An 18389-nucleotide genomic window follows, 5' to 3' on the forward strand; every position below is an offset into this window, starting at 1 on the left:
AATTAATAAACTAAGGCAGCTAAGTTTTTTCAAATTATTAGATAAAAACCTTTCATTTACTGACAGTTTGTCTAACTTATTTCATAAAGAACGTGGGTTAAGTGGCTTGCATAATTTACGTGACTTTGTACCAGTCAAGTTTGCGAGTCATCACCATCACGCAGGCAAGTATCACAAAGCAGAATATCGCACCCAGTAATAGATTGAGATCTTCTGTACTTAAAATACCGAAAAACGCAGCGTATAGCCCAGCAAGCGTCGTGGTAAAGATTACTGCCCGTTTGAAGCCTCCAAATACATAATAGCTATACCAGCCAATAAGCCCGACACAAGCACTGGCTGCCACCATATAGGCTTGCCAAAATGCGATTTGTTCTGCAAGTGGTAGTAATAAGACATAAAAGACAAATAGTGCGCAGCCGACGAGCAGATACTGAATAGGATGGATGCGACTTGATTTGAGCACTTCAAATAAAAAGAAAGTGCCAAACGATACCAACATTAATAACAAGGTGTACTTCATGGTTCGTTCAGTTTGTAGATAGACATCGTTAGGGCTCGCAAAACTAACGCCAAAGCTGTTTAGCAGAACACTTTGATTACTACCAACTACTGCTGCACTGTCTGTCGTCAGACCTCTTGAGGACTCAAACGAATCAGGGTTGTAAGACTGGCTATCGGTATTGAGCGTTGATTCACTTATGATTGTACATTGATGGTTAGGCGCGCTGAAACATTGAGAGAGGTACTGATTATTGGCGACAGTTAGATACTGATTTTGCCAACTGGCATCGAATCCTTTATTCATAATGTTCTTAGTGTTTGGTAATGCTTTACCGATAAAGTTTGGTGTCTGCCAGTCACTGTGCATAGACAGAGTAAAGTTCTGCCCAGTTGGGACAGTCGTCACACTACTAATGCCAGCTAACGGCAAGTCGATCACAATATTGAGCGCTTGATTGTCTCTAGGATTAGATAACTTGCTACTCACCTCTGATTTATTTAGATCTGTATTTATTGAGCCTGTGGTAGCCAAGCTATCTTTATTCTGCTGGCTAGTAGGATTGATTAATTGATCCAATACATCTTTAGGAATATCTACTTCGACATAGGTTAAGTTCTCTATTATTGGTATCTGCGGATAGTTTGCTGCAATTGATTTATGATTGATTGTGACAGTAGGCAGGGTAGCGACACCGCGTAAGTCAGACACGGGAATGATCAATTTTGCCTTGTTCCAGTGGGTAATGGTTTTGGCTAGCTGTGTCTTATCTGTATCATTGTCGATTGTATTGCCAATCTGATCTAAATTTTCTAAAGTCTCTGCGAACGTATAACTCTGATCGAATGTCAGCTGACCATCATAGCTAGTAGCGCTATAGATACCGCGTTTATAGGTGTCTGTGTTTACTTTTAAGTTCTGCGCTGCTTGCGTCTGAGAGGCAAAAATCGTCTCAATTTTCGAGTATGACGGTTCACATTTGCTCTTTATATTTGGTGTATCAGATGCATCTGATTGACAGGCCGGTGTGACTGTCGTAGGGATGGCGATAAATGGATTAATGACTTCTTGTGGATTGACATGCTGCTGGGTGATTTCTTTTATCACTGATTCTGCGTAGTATTGCCTCTCGTATATGATGTCGCTAATCATAGTGAGACCAATCGAAAAAACGATACAAAGTCCTATAATGATGGATAACTTAGTCAATAATGTTTTTTGCATGTTGTCGCCTCCTAAGTGCCTTTAATCCACAGCTGCCGAAATAGCAGACCGTGGTTTTAAAAGACATCATAGAGAGGGCATAACGAGAAGATGTGCAGGAAATATGGAATAACTGTGAAAGGGCGAAAGTTGATATTTTCGGATAATTATTTTTCGATTATTCATGTGCTTAATGCTTTTTCGTGTCGCCAACGACTTTATCCATAATAGCGAATAACAAGCCAGACAATACAAAGGTCATATGAATAATAACCTTCCACATGAGTTTGTCGGCATCAAGTTCACTCATTCCACTAGAAATATCCATAAAGGATTTCAAAAGGTCAATCGCCGAGATAGCGACGATCGCTCCGATGACTTTGAGCTTTAGGCCAGAAAAGTCAACTTTGCCCATCCAGCTAGGACGATCATCATGAGTGCCAGTATCGATTTTTGAGACAAAAATCTCATAGCCACTGAATATAATGATAAGCAGTAAACTAGCAACCAGAGAGATATCAACCAATACCAATATATCTACAATCACACTGGCTTCAGAGGCCGTCAGAATGTCAGCAAACATGTTCCATAGTTTTTGGACAAACTTAATAAATAATAAAATAATGCCTAACACCAGCCCTAGATAAAAAGGTGCCAGTATCCAGCGGCTATTAAATATGGTTTTTTCTAAATAAAGCTCAAACTTCTTTAGCATGGGTATCTCTTAGGTTTTAAAGACAAGAAAGTCTTAAAGACGAAAAATTTGTAAGACATAAATATGGGTAAGCTTGTAGATATAGCTATTTAGCTTTAGTCAGGCAATATGTTGTCTATATTAGCGAGCTTCGCTACTACTTGCTGGACGCGTTCTTTTCTATTGCCACTAATACGCTGAAATGATTTCTGATGCTTGCTTAATTGACTGGCGAAGTAGTCGCTTATCTCATCGCGTTGGTGTGGACTGTCTCTCAGGTCATCGGCGACCCATGGCGTATCAACATCAGTCAATAATATTAAGTCATAGTGATGCGCCAATGCTGTTTGCTCAAGGGCCGTAGGGCAGTCGCCATAATACCAATAAGAATAAACCATCAGCTCAAACAAACTGGTATCACAAAACAAATAATGACTGGCATTATTCGTCTGAGCGACCTGTTTGGCTAAGGTATTCTCTAGTGTAATCTGCCCCTGTGCGATAGGGAGTAGATCTTCCCACGTACAAGTCAGCTGCTCATCATCCCACTTTGCCTGTAAGTAGGTGCGCATATATTCTGACACCCAAGGAGTATCAAAATGCTCGGCCAAATCACGACATAAGGTCGTCTTACCCGTACTTTCTGCCCCTAAAACCGCGACGTTGATGACAGATTTAGGCGTATGCTGCTCGAGGTTGTACACGGTAGCGTCGTTGCCATTCATAGTATGCCCAGATTGCGATAAGAGTAAAGACTACATATTGTAGCGCGGTAAAAGTAAAACCTTTATAGAAGTATAGCGGTACTGATATCGCATCAGCGATGATCCAGAGTGTCCAATGCTCGATTTTACGTCGTGCCATGAGCCACATTGCCATCAAAAATAAAGCCGTAGTGAGCATGTCAGTATAATCGACCCAAGTAAATAGATGGATTCCAAGTACTGCACCATCGAAACTAAAGCCATTATTAATCACTGGACGGAAATAATAAACCAATCCTACAAAAGCTATCGTTCCTGCTGCCAAAGCAGAGAGGATCGGGATGTCACCTGCATGCAGATGCTCAATACGGACATTATTAGCGTCTGCTTGCTTATGCTCAGCAGACTGGTTTTTCTTGTTCTTTGACCAGTTAATCCAGCCATACAGGCTCATCACGGTATAGTAAGCATTGATGAACATATCGCCAAACAGTTGCCATTTCCACAGTAGGTACACAAATATAGCAGTACTGACCAGACCGATAGGGAAAACTAGGATATTGGTTTTGCTGGCGAGTAAGACACTTGCTACGCCGAAGACAACAGCAATCAATTCAAGAATGATGAATATCGTAGAGTAGTCAGCGTATTGACCAAATAACCAGTTGAGAAGTTCTGCCATTAGCATTCCTAAGTATGAGCGCGTATCGATGTTCTGAATAATTAAGATAGTTCGACGAATAATACAGAATAAATGATGCCAATTATAACGTAGCTATCCAAAAAGGACGGCAGTCTTTGCTAATTTATGGCAAGAAACAGATTATTTGTAACAAAGTATTAGAAAAATTATAATATTCAGGCATAATAAACACACTGATTTTAAGTTTACAGTTATTCACTGAATTTGAATGGCTATTATTTTTCCACTTTTATGCTTATTCCAAGCACCACAGTAGTAGACAAGGAAGCTTATCATGACGACTTGTATCACAGGCACTGGTCTTTATATCCCACCTTACAGCATTAGTAACGAAGAGCTAGTTGAGTCATTTAACCAGTATGTTGAAAACTATAATACCGAACATGCTGAAGAGATAGCTGCAGAGACAGTGACGGCACTAGAGCCTTCTTCAGCTGCTTTCATCGAAAAAGTATCTGGCATTAAATCACGTTATGTGATGGAAAAAGAAGGTATCTTAAATACTGAAATCATGGCGCCAGTTATTCCTTACCGTAACTTGGGCGAAGAGCTGTCGGTAATGGCCGAAATGGGTGCAGCAGCACTGAGAGACGCTTTGGCTGATGCTGGACTTGAGGCCAACGACTTAGATGGTATCATCCTTGCTTGCTCAAACTTCCAACGTACTTATCCTGCGGTTGCCATCGAAATCCAAAACGAAATTGGTATGATTGGCGGCTTTGCTTATGATATGAACGTTGCGTGTAGTGCGGCGACGTTTGGTCTGTCACAAGCACATGGTTCTATCATCTCTGGTTTGGCCAAGCGTATTGCTGTGGTCAACGTTGAGATTACCTCAGCGCATCTAAACTGGCGCAACCGTGACAGCCACTTTATCTTCGGTGATGTAGCGACTGCTTCTATCGTTGAAGAATTAGATACGCCAAAAGGTTATGAGATTCTAAACTCTAAGCTATTTACTCAGTTTTCGACCAACATTAAAAACGAATATGGCTTTATGGATCGCTCAGAGTATCTAGCAGCACAGACTGAAATGTATCCAGATATCAAAGCACCGGTCACTGACAAGCTGTTTTTGCAAAACGGTCGTAAAGTATTCCGTGAAGTCTGTCCGAAAGTGTCAGAGATTATCACTGAGCACTTGCAAGAAAACGACATCCCAACATCTGATGTTAAGATGATGTGGTTGCATCAAGCCAATGCCAATATGTTGGATTTGATTCTACGTACCGTGGTTGGTAAAGATGCCGATAAATCGATTGCTCCGAGTGTTATTGCTGAATTTGCCAATACTAGCTCAGCGAGTCCTATGATTGTATTCCATCGCCACAAAGATGACTTAGTATCAGGCGATCTGGGCGTTATTTGCTCATTTGGTGCAGGTTACTCTATTGGATCGGTCTTAGTTCGCAAGGTCTAATACTTTGACTACTTGTTTTGATAAAAATAGCTAAGAATATTCTTAGCTATTTTTTTGTCTGTTGTTTTTGCTATTGAAATTAAGCTGTGACATCTAAATATAAACAGAGATGTTGGAGAAGATAACATCGAGATTACCGACAATATCAACAAGAATGATTAGAGGTTTTAATTTACCCCAAAAAATTTGCTATAATCACGGGCTTATTCCTCTTATCTAATTAAAAGTCCTTTTATGAAAGAATCCTTACGCCTGCGTTTAGACCAGATGGTAGACCGTTATGAAGAGGTCACCGCTTTATTATCAGATCCTAGTGTCATTAGTGATAATAATAAGTTCCGTGAATTGTCTGTTGAGCACAGCGACTTGATGGAGATCACGACGCTGTGGCAAAACTACGTGGGTGCAGAAACGGATCAGGCTGATGCAGAAGCGATGCTAGCCGATGCAACAGATCCTGACATGAAAGAGATGATGATCGATGAGATTGAGAGTGCGCGTGATACCATCGTAGAGATGGAAGAAGCGCTTAATCTGATGATGCTACCAAAAGATCCTAACGATAAAGTACCAGCATTTTTAGAGATTCGTGCAGGGACAGGTGGCGATGAAGCAGCGATTTTCTCTGGTGACTTGTTCCGTATGTACCAAAAATACGCGCAGAGCCAAGGCTGGACACTAGAAGTGCTCTCTGCAAATGAAGGTGAGCATGGCGGTTATAAAGAAATCATCACTCGTGTATCTGGCAATAGTGTATATGGTCGTCTAAAGTTTGAATCAGGCGCTCACCGCGTACAGCGTGTCCCTGAAACCGAGAGCCAAGGTCGTGTGCATACGTCAGCTTGTACGGTTGCGGTCATGCCGGAAGTTGAGATTGATGATACCGTCGATATCAATCCTGCTGATATCAAAATGGATACTTTCCGCTCAAGCGGCGCTGGTGGTCAGCACGTGAACACGACTGACTCTGCCGTACGTTTGACACACATTCCGACAGGTACCGTGGTAGAGTGTCAGCAAGAGCGTAGCCAACACAAAAACCGTGCGCATGCTATGAAAATGCTGGTCTCTAAAATTCAACAAGCCAAAGTGCAAGCACAGGTCGATGTGGCGGATTCTATACGTCGTGACTTGGTCGGTAGTGGCGATCGCTCAGAGCGTATCCGTACCTATAATTTTCCACAAGGTCGTATGACCGATCACCGTATCAACCTTACCTTATACAAGCTTGATTCCATTATGGAAGGCGATTTGGATGAGATTCTTGATGCACTACTGCGTGAGCATCAGGCTGATTTGATGGCCAGTATCGGTGGCAATGACTAGTAGCTAGTCTTTAAGAGTACCAGTAGTTTTATCGTTTTTATCACCATGTCTGTTCTTATAATAATAAGTATTGATTTAATTTTTCTGTTTTCGTTTATCCATTTAATTACCTAAAAATATTGAGAGTGTTATGTCAAAGCACAATAATCAGAACCAAGATCAAACCCCAGTCGTAGAAGATGCTAACGAGCTAATCGCACAACTGCAAGCCAAGCTAGATGATATCAGTGCTTCAGGTAAACAGCCGTATCCTAATACGTTCAAACGCACTGATTATGCGCAAGACTTACAGACGGCTTTTGATGGTGTCTCAAAGCAGGAAATTGAAGAAAAAGCAGCAAATGGTGAAAAAACACAGGTCAACGTGGCAGGTCGAGTCATGCTCAACCGTGGTTCGTTTATCGTGATCCAAGATATGACAGGCCGTATTCAGTTATATGTAGCACGTAAAGAGCTTGATGAGGAAACGCGTGCGAGCATTAAATCACTAGATTTGGGTGACATCGTTGGTGTATCAGGCTATATCGGTCGCTCAGGTAAAGGCGATTTGTATGTGCATATTGAAGAAATTACGCTACTGACCAAATCACTACGTCCAATGCCAAACAAGTTCCATGGCTTGGCTGATGTCGAGGCGCGCTATCGTAATCGTCATCTTGATTTGATGACCAATGAGACGACTCGCAATACCTTTATGGTTCGTAGTCAGATCGTTAGTGGTATTCGTCAATTTATGCTCAATGAGCGTTTTATGGAAGTCGAAACGCCAATGATGCATCCGATACCAGGCGGTGCAGTAGCCCGTCCGTTTGAGACGCATCATAATGCATTAGACATGCCTTTATATCTACGTATCGCGCCTGAGCTTTATCTTAAGCGTCTGGTTGTTGGTGGTTTTGAGCGAGTATTTGAGATTAACCGTAGCTTCCGTAATGAAGGGGTTTCAACCCGTCATAACCCTGAATTTACCATGATTGAGTTCTATCAAGCCTACGCTGATTATCATGACTTGATGGATTTGACTGAGCGTCTGTTTAATCAGTTAGCAATAGATGTGCTAGGCACAACAGAGCTGACTTATCAAGAAGAAGCCATTAGCCTAAAAGCACCATTTGCTCGTCTGTCAATGTCTGATGCGATTGCAAAATATGCTGAAAACTTTGACATGACACGTATCAATGATCGTGAATACCTAGCAGAATATGCATCTACGACACTTAAGCAGCAAGTCAAAGATGTGTTTGGTGTGGGTAAACTACAGACGATTATCTTTGAAGAAACGGCTGAGCATCAATTACGTCAGCCAACGTTCATTACTGAGTACCCAGCTGAGACTTCACCTCTAGCGCGCCGTAGTGATGACAATCCTGAGATTACCGATCGCTTTGAGCTGTTCGTTGGTGGTCGTGAGTTGGCCAATGGCTTCAGTGAGCTTAATGACCCAGCAGACCAAGCCGAGCGTTTCCGTGGTCAAGTTGCTGAAAAAGATGCGGGCGATGATGAAGCTATGCATTTCGATGAAGAGTATATCGAAGCATTGTCTTATGGTTTGCCACCGACAGCCGGTGAGGGTATTGGTATTGACCGTCTAGTAATGCTATTTACCGACTCTGCTAGTATCCGTGATGTGATCTTGTTCCCGCATATGCGCCGCAAACAAGACAGCTAAGGTGGGTTTGCTTGCTGTAAATCCAAACTGATACTTAACTCAGCATAAAAAGCTTTTGCTCATTTTCACAGAATGGGTATAAGCTTTTTTGTGAAATATCGTTTATAGAGGTATTATGGATATTCAGCAAGCATCACATGCGCCATGGCAAAAAATGATTCAGCAATGTTTTTTATCATTGTATGAGTTGCCTGATGACAAAATCACTGACTCTGATCATTTTCAGGGTTATGATTTTGTTTTTGAGTTTTCCGGCGCTACTATTTATTTGCTCGTCAATACGGTTTTGATGCAGGCAAATAAGCAAGAAGTAGATAATGCTAAAGTTCGTGAATGGAGAAAAGAAGTTGTTAACCAACTTATCAAACGCCACGCTCAGATTTATCAAAAAAACGATAGCCTAATTGTAGATAGAATTGCCGCGACAACTGATAAAGCAGTTTATTTTATTGGCTTAACGTCATTGTCTATTAATCATCAAGACAATCAGTCGGGCCATTCATCTTATGCAGTTGGCTACGAATATGGCAGTCGGTTTTTTGCAGAAGACTGTGTTTTAGACTTAGATGATGAGCAGAGTATCCTACAAGTCTTTAGTCATCAAAACTTCGTTGATATCCTTAATCAGTTGGTTACGCCAAGTGATTTAACAACCTTTTTGAATTTCCATCGTCGTCAACTATCTAGCTTTGCATCATTTCAAAACGAATCGACATTGCTTAAACAATTTCTACAATCACCGAACTTTCACCAAAGAGCGATTAGGGTACAAGAACAGCTAATTGATAGTGAGTTAATTGAGCAAGTTGAATTACGCTTACTTAAAGCAGTAGAGCCGAATCAGACTGTGTTTGCCGATGCTCTAATGGCTGAGATGCAAAAAAATACTGGAATGTGGTTCAAGCTATTCAACAGTGTGCTTGAGCGTTATCATGAAGCAGGTACACCTTTACCAAATGAACAGGTTGATATTTTGGTAGATGAGTCAATGTATACCTATGCGTGTCTAGTAGAAAAAATCTTAGCTTATAGAACCATGGATCAAGACTCGCGCTGGAATGGATATATCCGTCATGAGCATTCTTATCATGTATTTGGACGCCATTATCTCATGGTGTTTTATGCGCAAGACGATAGCAGTTCGCTAAGCGCAGAGAATGTTAGGCTCTCTTATAAAGATTTATTGTCAGATACCAATGTCCAGTTACAAGAGCCTGTAATGGATGATTTATTTTTACTGGGTGTAGAGTTTAGGCCGTGCGAAGACAGCGTAAATACTGAGGTTTATCTAGATATATTTCATCAAGCAGGCTCATTGATTGATGAAAGTACTCAGCGCTTATATGACCGGCTGGCCCAACTTCAAGCTCAGTTATAACCAAAACATAGTATGATTCATTAGCCCGACGCTTCATTTATATTTGTATTATTTACATTGGCATTTCTTATGACGCAGCAATATCAAGTTTTAGCTCGCAAATACCGACCAAAAAACTTTCATGAGTTGATTGGGCAGACGCATGTGTCTCAAGCGTTGATTAATGCGATTGATTACAATCGTTTGCATCATGCCTATCTGTTTACAGGTACGCGCGGTGTGGGTAAGACAACGATTGCGCGTATTTTATCTAAATGTTTGAACTGTGATACAGGTATTACCAGCACTCCTTGCGGCGTATGCGATAACTGCGTTGCTATTGATCAAGGGCGTTTCATTGATCTTATTGAGATTGATGCCGCTTCTCGTACCAAGGTCGAAGACACTCGTGAGCTGTTAGACAACGTGCCTTATGCACCAAGTCAAGGGCGTTATAAGGTTTATCTGATTGATGAAGTACATATGCTGTCTACGCACAGCTTTAACGCGCTATTAAAAACGCTAGAAGAGCCACCTGAACATGTGAAGTTTTTGTTGGCGACAACTGATCCACAAAAGCTACCGATTACGATTATTTCGCGCTGCTTGCAGTTCGTTCTGCGCCCATTACCTCAAACGTTACTTAGCGAGCACTTGGCAAATATCTTGACCAAAGAGCAGGTTGACTATACTCAGCCAGCTATTTGGCAGTTAGCAAGTGCAGCCAAAGGTTCTGTACGTGATGCGCTATCATTGACCGATCAAGCCATTGCTTTTGGTCAAGGCGCACTGGATGATGCGACTGTCAATGCAATGCTTGGTCTCATTGATGCTGCTGACTTAGTGCGTCTAATCACAGATATCTATAATCATGATAAGTCGGCGGTTGCTGCTCATATTGAGCAAATGCGCGCGCAAATGGTCGATGCGACTAGTATGTTTGATGGGCTCGCTGAGCTGCTACATCAGTTGGCATTGACTCAGCTATTGCCTGAAGTCGCTCTTAATGTCAATGAGGCGCAAGCAAAAGATATTTATACGTTAGCTCAGCATATCAGCCCTGATGTCTTGCAGCTGTATTATGAGATTGTTGTGCAAGCCCGTGAAGGTGTCAAGCTTGCAAGTACGCCGATGCAAGCGCTTGAGATGTGTATCTTGCGTTTATTGGCGTTTCGTCCATTGCCAGTCGATGAAGTCTTGAGCAATACTTATGATAGTGATGGGCTTGCTACCAAAGTACCAGCTATAGAACCAGTTTCTTCTACATCAGCCTCAGATGCAATTGCACATGAAGCCTCAGCACCGCCGCCAGAGCTTTATAGTGTTGATTATCAGACTTCAAGTCACGCTGAGCTACAAAGCGGTATTGATTATAATGACAATTTAGCACAGTCAGTGGCTAGTGCTATGCCTGAACCAGTTGTTGAGCCTGAACCAGTTGTTGAGCCTGAACCAGTTGTTGAGCCTGAACCAGTTGTTGAGCCTGGCGCAAATGATTCTCAGTTAACAGCACACTCTGATGAAGACCCACGCACATTACTGCGTTGTCCACCTCAAGAACTGACAGGCGAGTGGAACCCAGAAAAGTGGGACTACTGGTTACAAACTGCTCGTGAAGGCGAGGTATTGGCACAAGATGAGCTAGCACTAGCACGACAAGGTACAATGACTGGTCAATGTAATGGCAAAGCCACGTTTTTGACCAGTGTTGATAGTAAGCATTTGCAGGTCACTTTTCAGCAATTGGCAGCTAAGTTACAACAGCAATTTACGCAAGCTGACATTGACTTGAAAATTGATAGTAGTATCATGCAGACCGAAGATAAAACCCCAGAGCGCCGACAGAAGAAACGTTTAGAGCAAGCGCAAACCGTTGCTGAAACGAAATTGCTAAAAACACCAGTAATGCAGTATTTAACTGAACGCGGTGAGGGGAAAATGGGTAAAGTACAGCTGTATTGAGATTTTAGAGCAGTGTTTGCTCAAAATATCTAAAAGTATATTTATATATTGAACATAGTTTTATATTAAATATCAAGGTGATAGCAATATGTCACCTTGGTATTTTTGTTTTTATTACGGGTCAAAATATATTTATCAAACAAGAGAGAACCATTTGATAACGATAAGATGAATCCAAAGTCGTTATAATGGTTAAGTTATATTAAAAACTGAAATGACGTTTAGGTGAGAATATGTTGGATAATTTACGCGGTATGGCTGTGTTCGCCAGTGTGGTCGGACATGGCTCTTTTAGTGGCTCTGCACGTGAGCTAGGTATTACAACCAGTGCAGTCAGTCAGCAAATTCGTTCGCTAGAGAACGAGCTTGGCGTGGTGTTGCTACATCGCTCGACTCGTAAGCTAAGCTTAACAGAAGCTGGTGAGAGCTTTTATGAAGCGGCAAAAGATGTCGTTAGTGCAGCAGAGCAAGGGCGTATCAAAGTTAATCAATTGCGTGATGAGCTAGCAGGTAGCTTGCGTGTATCGACGACTCCTGAGCTTGGTGTTAATCACATACTGCCGGCACTCTCTACGTGGATGGCGGCACATGATGATTTAAGCGTCACCTATCTAGCTGACAATCATTATATCGATATGATTGATGAGCGTATTGATATTGCTATTCGCATGAGTCCATCGATTAATGATTCTAGTTTGAGCAGTCATCCATTGACCGATGTGCGCCAACTGTTGGTTGCTTCACCTCAGTATTTGCGTCAGCACAGTAAGCTAAATACGCCTAAAGATTTGGCTGAGCATCAATTAATCTGTATTGAAATCATGAAAGATGCCAATCAGATCGATATGATTCAGACTGAAACTGGCAAAAAAACGCGTGTCAAAATGAACTCACGTATCTATACCAATAACGTGTTTATGGCAACGACGTTGGCTAAAGAAGGTCATGGTTTGGTTAGAATGTTAGAAATGGACGTCAAAAAAGAGCTTGAAAGTGGAGAGCTGGTAGAAGTGTTGACTGGCTATCAATTGCCAAGCTTTGTGCTATATGCGGTCACTTTAAATCGCGACCAACAGCCAGCTAAAATTACTCGTTGCCTAGAAGTACTGAAAAAATACTTCCATGCAAACTAAGTGTTGTTCTCACTACGCACGAAACGTTTTTAGTTAGCAATAAGCAGTTAGCAAAAAGCCTATAGATAATGAATCATCTATAGGCTTTTTTGTTGTCTGTTATTAACGTTGAAGCATGCTTTAAAATGATGGCTTCAACAGATTGATTAAACGCTCAGCGACTTGTGTGCTTTCATCACGGCTCATGTTAAGCGGCGGCAGCAAACGTACAACATGACCACCGGTCACATTAATGATCAGCTTTTGCTCATCACGGGCACGATCCACCAGTTGGCTACAATCCATATCTTCAGGTAGCGCGATACCAATCATCATACCTGCACCGCGACTACTAACGCCATGTTGGCCAAATGTATCAACGATACTTTCTCTGATAAATAAACCCTCAGTTACTGCGTTTTCCATAATATTACTATTTGCTAGCACGTCATATACGCTATGTACCACGCGGCTGGCCAATGGCGTACCACCATAAGTAGAGCCATGGCTACCAGCACCAAACAGACCATTGGCGCGGCCACGTACCATGCACGCACCGACTGGGAAACCATTACCTAGACCTTTGGCTGTCGTCAACACATCAGGGCGAGCATTGCTATGTTGATAAGCAAAATATTTACCCGTACGGCCATTACCTGTTTGCACTTCATCCAGCATAAATAGCCAGTTATGAGCGTCACATTCTGCTTGCAACTCTTCAAGATAAGTGAAGCCATTGGCTGCCGTATTTAGGCCACCTTCGCCTTGAATCGGCTCTACAAAGATAGCGCAGATGTCATCATGTTCTTGAGCAGCTTGTTTAACGGCAGCTATATCGCCAAATGGCACACGAATAAAGTCCTCATCTAGCGTATAAAACCCTTCGCGCGCTTTTGGATTTGCAGTAGCTGACAAAGATAATAACGTACGACCATGGAACGATTGCTCCATTACGATAACTTTTGGACGTTTAAAACCTTGTTTGTACGCGTATAAACGTGCCAGTTTCAATGCAGCTTCATTGGCTTCAGCGCCGCTATTGGCAAAAAACACACTGTCCATTTGGGCGGCGGTACATAGTATCTCTCCAGCGCGCTCTTGCCAATCAATGCCAAACAAGTTACTTGTATGAATTAACGTACCTGCTTGCTGCTGAATCGCGTCAGTGACTTGTGGATGACAGTGTCCTAAGCCGCATACCGCGATACCAGTTAAGGCATCTAAGTAAGGCGTGTCATCTTTGGTATAGAGCCAACTGCCTGCACCGCGTGTAAAGCTGATTGGTTGACGATTATAAGTGGGCATCAGGTAAGTAGCAGACATGTAAAGCATCCTTTGTATAATAATTGAGTAAGAGTGTGGGTTATAGCTCGTCAGAAAAAGGCGTGGTTTCTGCAGGTAAGGTGTAGTCTTCGTTTGCCCAAGCACCTAAGTCAATCAGCTTGCAGCGACTGCTACAAAACGGCTTATATTTATTGTCTTGCCAGGCCGTCTGAGTACCGCAACGTGGACAAGGGTAGGTCTTTGGGGGCGTGCTTGCAGTAGAATCAGTCATAATAAAAGAGAAATGTCCTAAATGTTATTAGTATTGGTTGCATATGGCATAAGCATAAAACGCATCCGTCATTGAAATTACGACTAAACGAGGCGTACTTGCTATCGCTGTATTACTATTCAAGTGGATTGACTATATAATAGCATGGGGCCGAATAATGACAAAAGACAAATGCTTTAAGGATAGTAGATGACCGACAATATTGATCTCACGCATCAGCAAGAGCGTGCCTTTCAACCACAAAAACTGTCAGCACCGCGTGACTTTATTATTCCAAATATCATCAATGATAATAAAGATGAAAAACCGTTGATGCTAGAGATTGGGGCAGGGAAGGGTAAGCATGCACTTAGCTTTGCTGCACAAAATCCTGATAAGCATCTGATAGCCATTGAACGCACGCGTAATAAATTTGAAGCATTCTCAAAATTAGCTACTCTACAAAATTTATCAAACCTAGACGCGATTCATGCGGATGCGATTGCATGGACAGTGCATGCCATTAAACCAAATAGCTTGGCTAAAATATATATTCTTTATCCCAATCCTGAACAGCACAATCCAAATCAGCAATGGCTGAACATGCCTTTTTCTGAGTTTTTATTATCACGCTTACAGGTGGGCGGAGAGGTGATATTAGTCACTAATATCGAATCCTATATGGACAATGCAGAACACCAAGCAACCAAAGTATGGTGTCTACCATCAACACGTTCTCGAGTACCAGCGACCAGTCAGCGCACTCATTTCGAAGTGAAATACCTTGCCCGACAAGAAGTGTGTTGGGAGCTAAGCATTCGTAAGCCGAAGTGGTATAAAACAAGATTTGATGATTGGCAGGTAAGTGCTATAAGCGAAAAATAATAGCCTAAGTAAATATAGGACTTATATCAGTGATACACAGTAAAGTTAGTAATATTAGATGTAAAATAGCCTAAGCAAATAAAATAAAAAAATTAAAAAGCCGTCACTAAAGGACGGCCAAAAATTTGCACGGTTTATAAATAAGGTTTTACGAGGCTATTAGAGTTGGTATGCGCATCTAAAACAGTCAGAAAAGTATATGCACCGATAAACTTGCGGCTAATAAACATAAATTCTTTTGGTGGTAGATTAAATTCAAAAGATTGCATTGCACGTGTGGCCGTAGTGGATAGACGTGAATGTAGTTTACTGTTGGCCCAAATATATCGATTCTGCTCATCTAAACATTCGCTAGGGATGTTGGTATTTTTCTCAGGGTCACTAAAAGGCTCGGTAGCAAGCAAAAATAACGAGGCAATATCCGAACGTACTTTATTACTCATGCTATCGAAAAAGTCGTATCCTTTCATAGCAATGCTCATTGCTTGCTGGTCATGGCGATATCCCGCACGTAGTAGACCACGAGCAATCGTTAATAAGTTACCATCAAACTGACGAATCGCTCCAAAATCTAGCAAAACCAATCTATCGATATCTTCTTCATTTTCGCTCACACGCACTAGATAATTACCAAAGTTAGGATCTGTCTGCATCTCCCCCCATACAAAAATCTCTTGCATCATGATTTCTATGGCTGCTTGACCAATGGCATTTCGGCGTTCATGAGGTAATAATTGTAATGCTTCCGAGACCACAGTGATACCTGGCTCGTATGACATACATAGCAGACGTTTTTTAGAATAAGTACGATTAATCTTAGGCACGATATAGCGCGGATCATCAATTAAACGCTCGTAAAAACGCTCCGTCGTAGCCGCTTCCGCTTCATAATCGACTTCGTGATGGAGTAGGTCACGTATTTCCTCAAACCAAGCATCGAGTGCGCGTGTTTGAGGGACGATATTACTTACTTTTAACAATCGTTTGAACAAGGCAAGATCAGAGTTGATAGCGTCTGCCACACCTGGATACTGAATTTTTAACACAACTTGTTCGCCAGTCGCGAGTACGGTCGCACGATGAACTTGAGCCAGAGAAGCGGTTCCGATGGGGACAGGATCAATGTCTAGATCGTTTAGTTTGTTGCCCAGTAACTGGCGTAATGTTTGCTCAATCGTCGGCCAAGTCAATGTCGCCGTATCATCATTAAGGGTTTGCAAAGCACGCGTGATCTCTGGCGGCAGTATATGCTCACCATAAATCGCTAGCATTTGACCAATCTTGACGACCGAACCTTTCAATTTACCCAGCTCTGATGCCAGATAATTTGCCTGAGTTTCCATAAACGCCTGATTGCGTGCGGTACGTGCTTCTTTATTTAAGAACATACCAGACACGCTATTACCCGCCCAACGACGACCAATATTCAAAGAAGTTTTTGCAATCGACATACGACGATCAAACCCTGAGGTTTTTAGGCTATCGATTGACTGCTTGTTGCTAAAAGGTTTAGACGTATCATTTGCCATAAGTATAATCATTCATCCAATTGGTATTGATTTGCGGGTTCGAAACCTACAATACAAGGGAGACGTGATGCACAGGTACAAAATTGTATCATATAAAGCGTGTGGGTTTTATGAGCCTGAACTGGCCATTGATAGTTACTTTGTAAGCTAATATCTAGCGGTAACTATTGATAAATAGGTGCTTACTAATTTGAGTATGATTCATAAATAGCTAGGATTTTCTAGCAAGTTCACTGGTTATTAAAATTTAGTGAAATCTATTTATAGCCAATAGGTCAGTGTCAAACAGATAATAAAAAATAAGACCTAGCACGGTGCTAGGTCAAATAATGATGTAGAGCTATAAAATAGAAAAATATTATTAATCGAACATATTGAGTGAAACCTTCGTATTATCTAAAATATTGCCTAAGACGTTACTCAATATGTCTCTTGGGATGCCTTAGCTGCTAAGCATTTTCGCGAGTGATGGCATGATGACCAATATCACGGCGATACTGCGCACCATCGAAGCTAATAGCAGCGGTAACTGCTAATGCAGCTTGCTGAGCATCAGAAATACTATCTGCTAGCGCAGTCACACATAAGACGCGCCCGCCGTTTGTGACGACTTCTTTATCATTATCGTTAGAAAGTGCCGTACCAGCATGGAAAACTTTAACAGCTTCGTCGTTGTTAGGATCTAGTTCTGGCAAGCCAGCAATCACATCACCTTTAGATGAAGTTTCAGGGTAGCCTTTTGATGCGACAACGATACCTAGAGCAGGGCGCGCATCCCATTTGGCTTCACTAGGTAATTGACCTGCCAAACCTTGTGCGACCAAATCGACCATTGATGACTGCAAACGCATTAAGATAGGCTGCGTTTCTGGATCACCAAAGCGGCAATTGAACTCGATGACATACGGGTCGCCTGCCTTATCAATCATAAGACCAGCGTATAAGAATCCAGTATAAGGATGGCCTGCGTTTTTCATTGCATCGACTACTGGTTGAATCACTTGCTGCATGACCTTGTTATGAACATCGCTCGTAACAACTGGAGCAGGGGAGTAGGCACCCATACCGCCAGTGTTTGGACCAGTATCACCTTCAAAAGCACGTTTGTGATCTTGGCTGGTTGCCATTGGTAGGATATTGTCACCATCAATCATACAGATAAAGCTGGCTTCTTCACCCTGTAAAAATTGCTCGATAACCACGCGGCTGCCAGCATCACCAAACTTATTGTCTGCTAACATATCGTCGATAGCTTCATGTGCTTGTTCGATCGTTTCAGCAACGATAACGCCTTTACCTGCAGCAAGACCATCTGCTTTGATAACGATAGGCGCGCCTTGCTCATCAACATAGGCTTTTGCAGCGACTGCGTCGGTAAAACCTTGATAAGCAGCGGTTGGGATATTGTTTTGCTCCATGAACTCTTTAGCAAAAGTTTTTGAGCCTTCTAACTGTGCACAGTACGCTGTAGGGCCCCATGCTTTGATACCCGCTTCACGACAAGCATCAACAATACCCGTAACCAAAGGCGCTTCTGGACCAACAATTACCATGTCGATATCATTATTTTGACAAAAGGCGATAACAGCTCTATGCTCGCCTGCGTCAGTAGACTCTAGCGTAACGTTTTGGCATTTAGGCTCAAGGGCGGTGCCAGCATTGCCAGGAGCGATGTAGACATTTTTTACATTGTCATCTTTTGCACATTGCCATGCCAATGCGTGTTCGCGACCACCTGAGCCAACCACCAAAATATTCATCATACCTTTTGCCCTTAGCATTAAAGTTA

The 18389-nt window shown here is 42.1% G+C and carries 15 protein-coding genes; 7 read left to right on the forward strand and 8 right to left on the reverse strand.

Annotated elements, in window-relative coordinates:
- Positions 1-115 precede the first annotated feature (115 nt).
- The 4 genes from creD to pnuC form a co-directional block, all read right to left on the reverse strand.
- Positions 116-1726 (reverse strand): cell envelope integrity protein CreD, encoded by a 1611-nt coding sequence (creD, locus tag FQV37_RS06155; protein WP_160021701.1) that lies wholly within the window; start codon positions 1724-1726, stop codon positions 116-118.
- A 169-nt stretch (positions 1727-1895) separates the two neighbouring features.
- The gene (locus FQV37_RS06160) at positions 1896-2420 is read right to left on the reverse strand and encodes a TIGR00645 family protein (RefSeq protein WP_102090338.1); all 525 of its coding nucleotides are present in this window, start codon (positions 2418-2420) and stop codon (positions 1896-1898) included.
- A 95-nt stretch (positions 2421-2515) separates the two neighbouring features.
- Complete coding sequence (locus FQV37_RS06165) at positions 2516-3103, reverse strand: AAA family ATPase (protein WP_240990963.1); 588 nt, start codon at positions 3101-3103, stop codon at positions 2516-2518.
- Positions 3075-3785, reverse strand: a complete 711-nt coding sequence (gene pnuC / locus FQV37_RS06170) for a nicotinamide riboside transporter PnuC (protein WP_160021703.1) — start codon at positions 3783-3785, stop codon at positions 3075-3077. Before pnuC ends, FQV37_RS06165 begins: the two co-directional genes overlap by 29 nt.
- Positions 3786-4080: 295 nt before the next feature.
- Here pnuC and FQV37_RS06175 point away from each other — a divergent pair, with 295 nt between their 5' ends.
- The 6 genes from FQV37_RS06175 (at position 4081) to FQV37_RS06200 (ending at position 12673) form a co-directional block, all read left to right on the forward strand.
- The gene (locus tag FQV37_RS06175) at positions 4081-5226 is read left to right on the forward strand and encodes a beta-ketoacyl-ACP synthase III (RefSeq protein ID WP_057760302.1); all 1146 of its coding nucleotides are present in this window, start codon (positions 4081-4083) and stop codon (positions 5224-5226) included.
- A gap of 234 nt (positions 5227-5460) precedes the next feature.
- Entirely contained in the window at positions 5461-6552 is a 1092-nt protein-coding gene (gene prfA, locus FQV37_RS06180; protein WP_057760300.1) for a peptide chain release factor 1, read from the forward strand.
- 130 nt (positions 6553-6682) lie between these two features.
- A complete protein-coding gene (gene lysS / locus FQV37_RS06185; protein ID WP_102090341.1) occupies positions 6683-8221 on the forward strand; it encodes a lysine--tRNA ligase in 1539 nt (512 codons plus the stop codon).
- Positions 8222-8336: 115 nt separating this feature from the next.
- Positions 8337-9599 carry a hypothetical protein gene (locus FQV37_RS06190; RefSeq protein WP_160021704.1) on the forward strand — a complete coding sequence of 421 codons (1263 nt, stop codon included), beginning with the start codon at positions 8337-8339 and terminating at the stop codon, positions 9597-9599.
- A gap of 69 nt (positions 9600-9668) precedes the next feature.
- Positions 9669-11540: a DNA polymerase III subunit gamma/tau gene (dnaX, locus tag FQV37_RS06195; protein WP_160021705.1), complete on the forward strand. Its 1872-nt coding sequence runs from the start codon at positions 9669-9671 to the stop codon at positions 11538-11540.
- Between the two features lie 233 nt (positions 11541-11773).
- A complete protein-coding gene (locus FQV37_RS06200; protein ID WP_057760292.1) occupies positions 11774-12673 on the forward strand; it encodes a LysR family transcriptional regulator in 900 nt (299 codons plus the stop codon).
- A gap of 120 nt (positions 12674-12793) precedes the next feature.
- On the opposite strand, the gene FQV37_RS06205 is transcribed toward FQV37_RS06200, so the two are convergent.
- Both FQV37_RS06205 and FQV37_RS06210 read right to left on the reverse strand, forming a co-directional pair.
- Entirely contained in the window at positions 12794-13975 is a 1182-nt protein-coding gene (locus FQV37_RS06205) for an aspartate aminotransferase family protein (protein ID WP_160021706.1), read from the reverse strand.
- A 40-nt stretch (positions 13976-14015) separates the two neighbouring features.
- Positions 14016-14207, reverse strand: a complete 192-nt coding sequence (locus FQV37_RS06210; protein ID WP_160021707.1) for a DNA gyrase inhibitor YacG — start codon at positions 14205-14207, stop codon at positions 14016-14018.
- A 189-nt stretch (positions 14208-14396) separates the two neighbouring features.
- Here FQV37_RS06210 and FQV37_RS06215 point away from each other — a divergent pair, with 189 nt between their 5' ends.
- Positions 14397-15071: a class I SAM-dependent methyltransferase gene (locus FQV37_RS06215; protein WP_160021708.1), complete on the forward strand. Its 675-nt coding sequence runs from the start codon at positions 14397-14399 to the stop codon at positions 15069-15071.
- Positions 15072-15205: 134 nt separating this feature from the next.
- On the opposite strand, the gene FQV37_RS06220 is transcribed toward FQV37_RS06215, so the two are convergent.
- Positions 15206-16600 carry an ABC1 kinase family protein gene (locus FQV37_RS06220; RefSeq protein WP_167514300.1) on the reverse strand — a complete coding sequence of 465 codons (1395 nt, stop codon included), beginning with the start codon at positions 16598-16600 and terminating at the stop codon, positions 15206-15208.
- Positions 16601-17049: 449 nt separating this feature from the next.
- Positions 17050-18360 (reverse strand): phosphoribosylamine--glycine ligase, encoded by a 1311-nt coding sequence (purD, locus tag FQV37_RS06225; protein ID WP_160021787.1) that lies wholly within the window; start codon positions 18358-18360, stop codon positions 17050-17052.
- Positions 18361-18389 lie beyond the last annotated feature (29 nt).

Origin of the sequence: Psychrobacter nivimaris (assembly GCF_009812035.1) — a bacterium.
Lineage (GTDB): Bacteria > Pseudomonadota > Gammaproteobacteria > Pseudomonadales > Moraxellaceae > Psychrobacter > Psychrobacter nivimaris.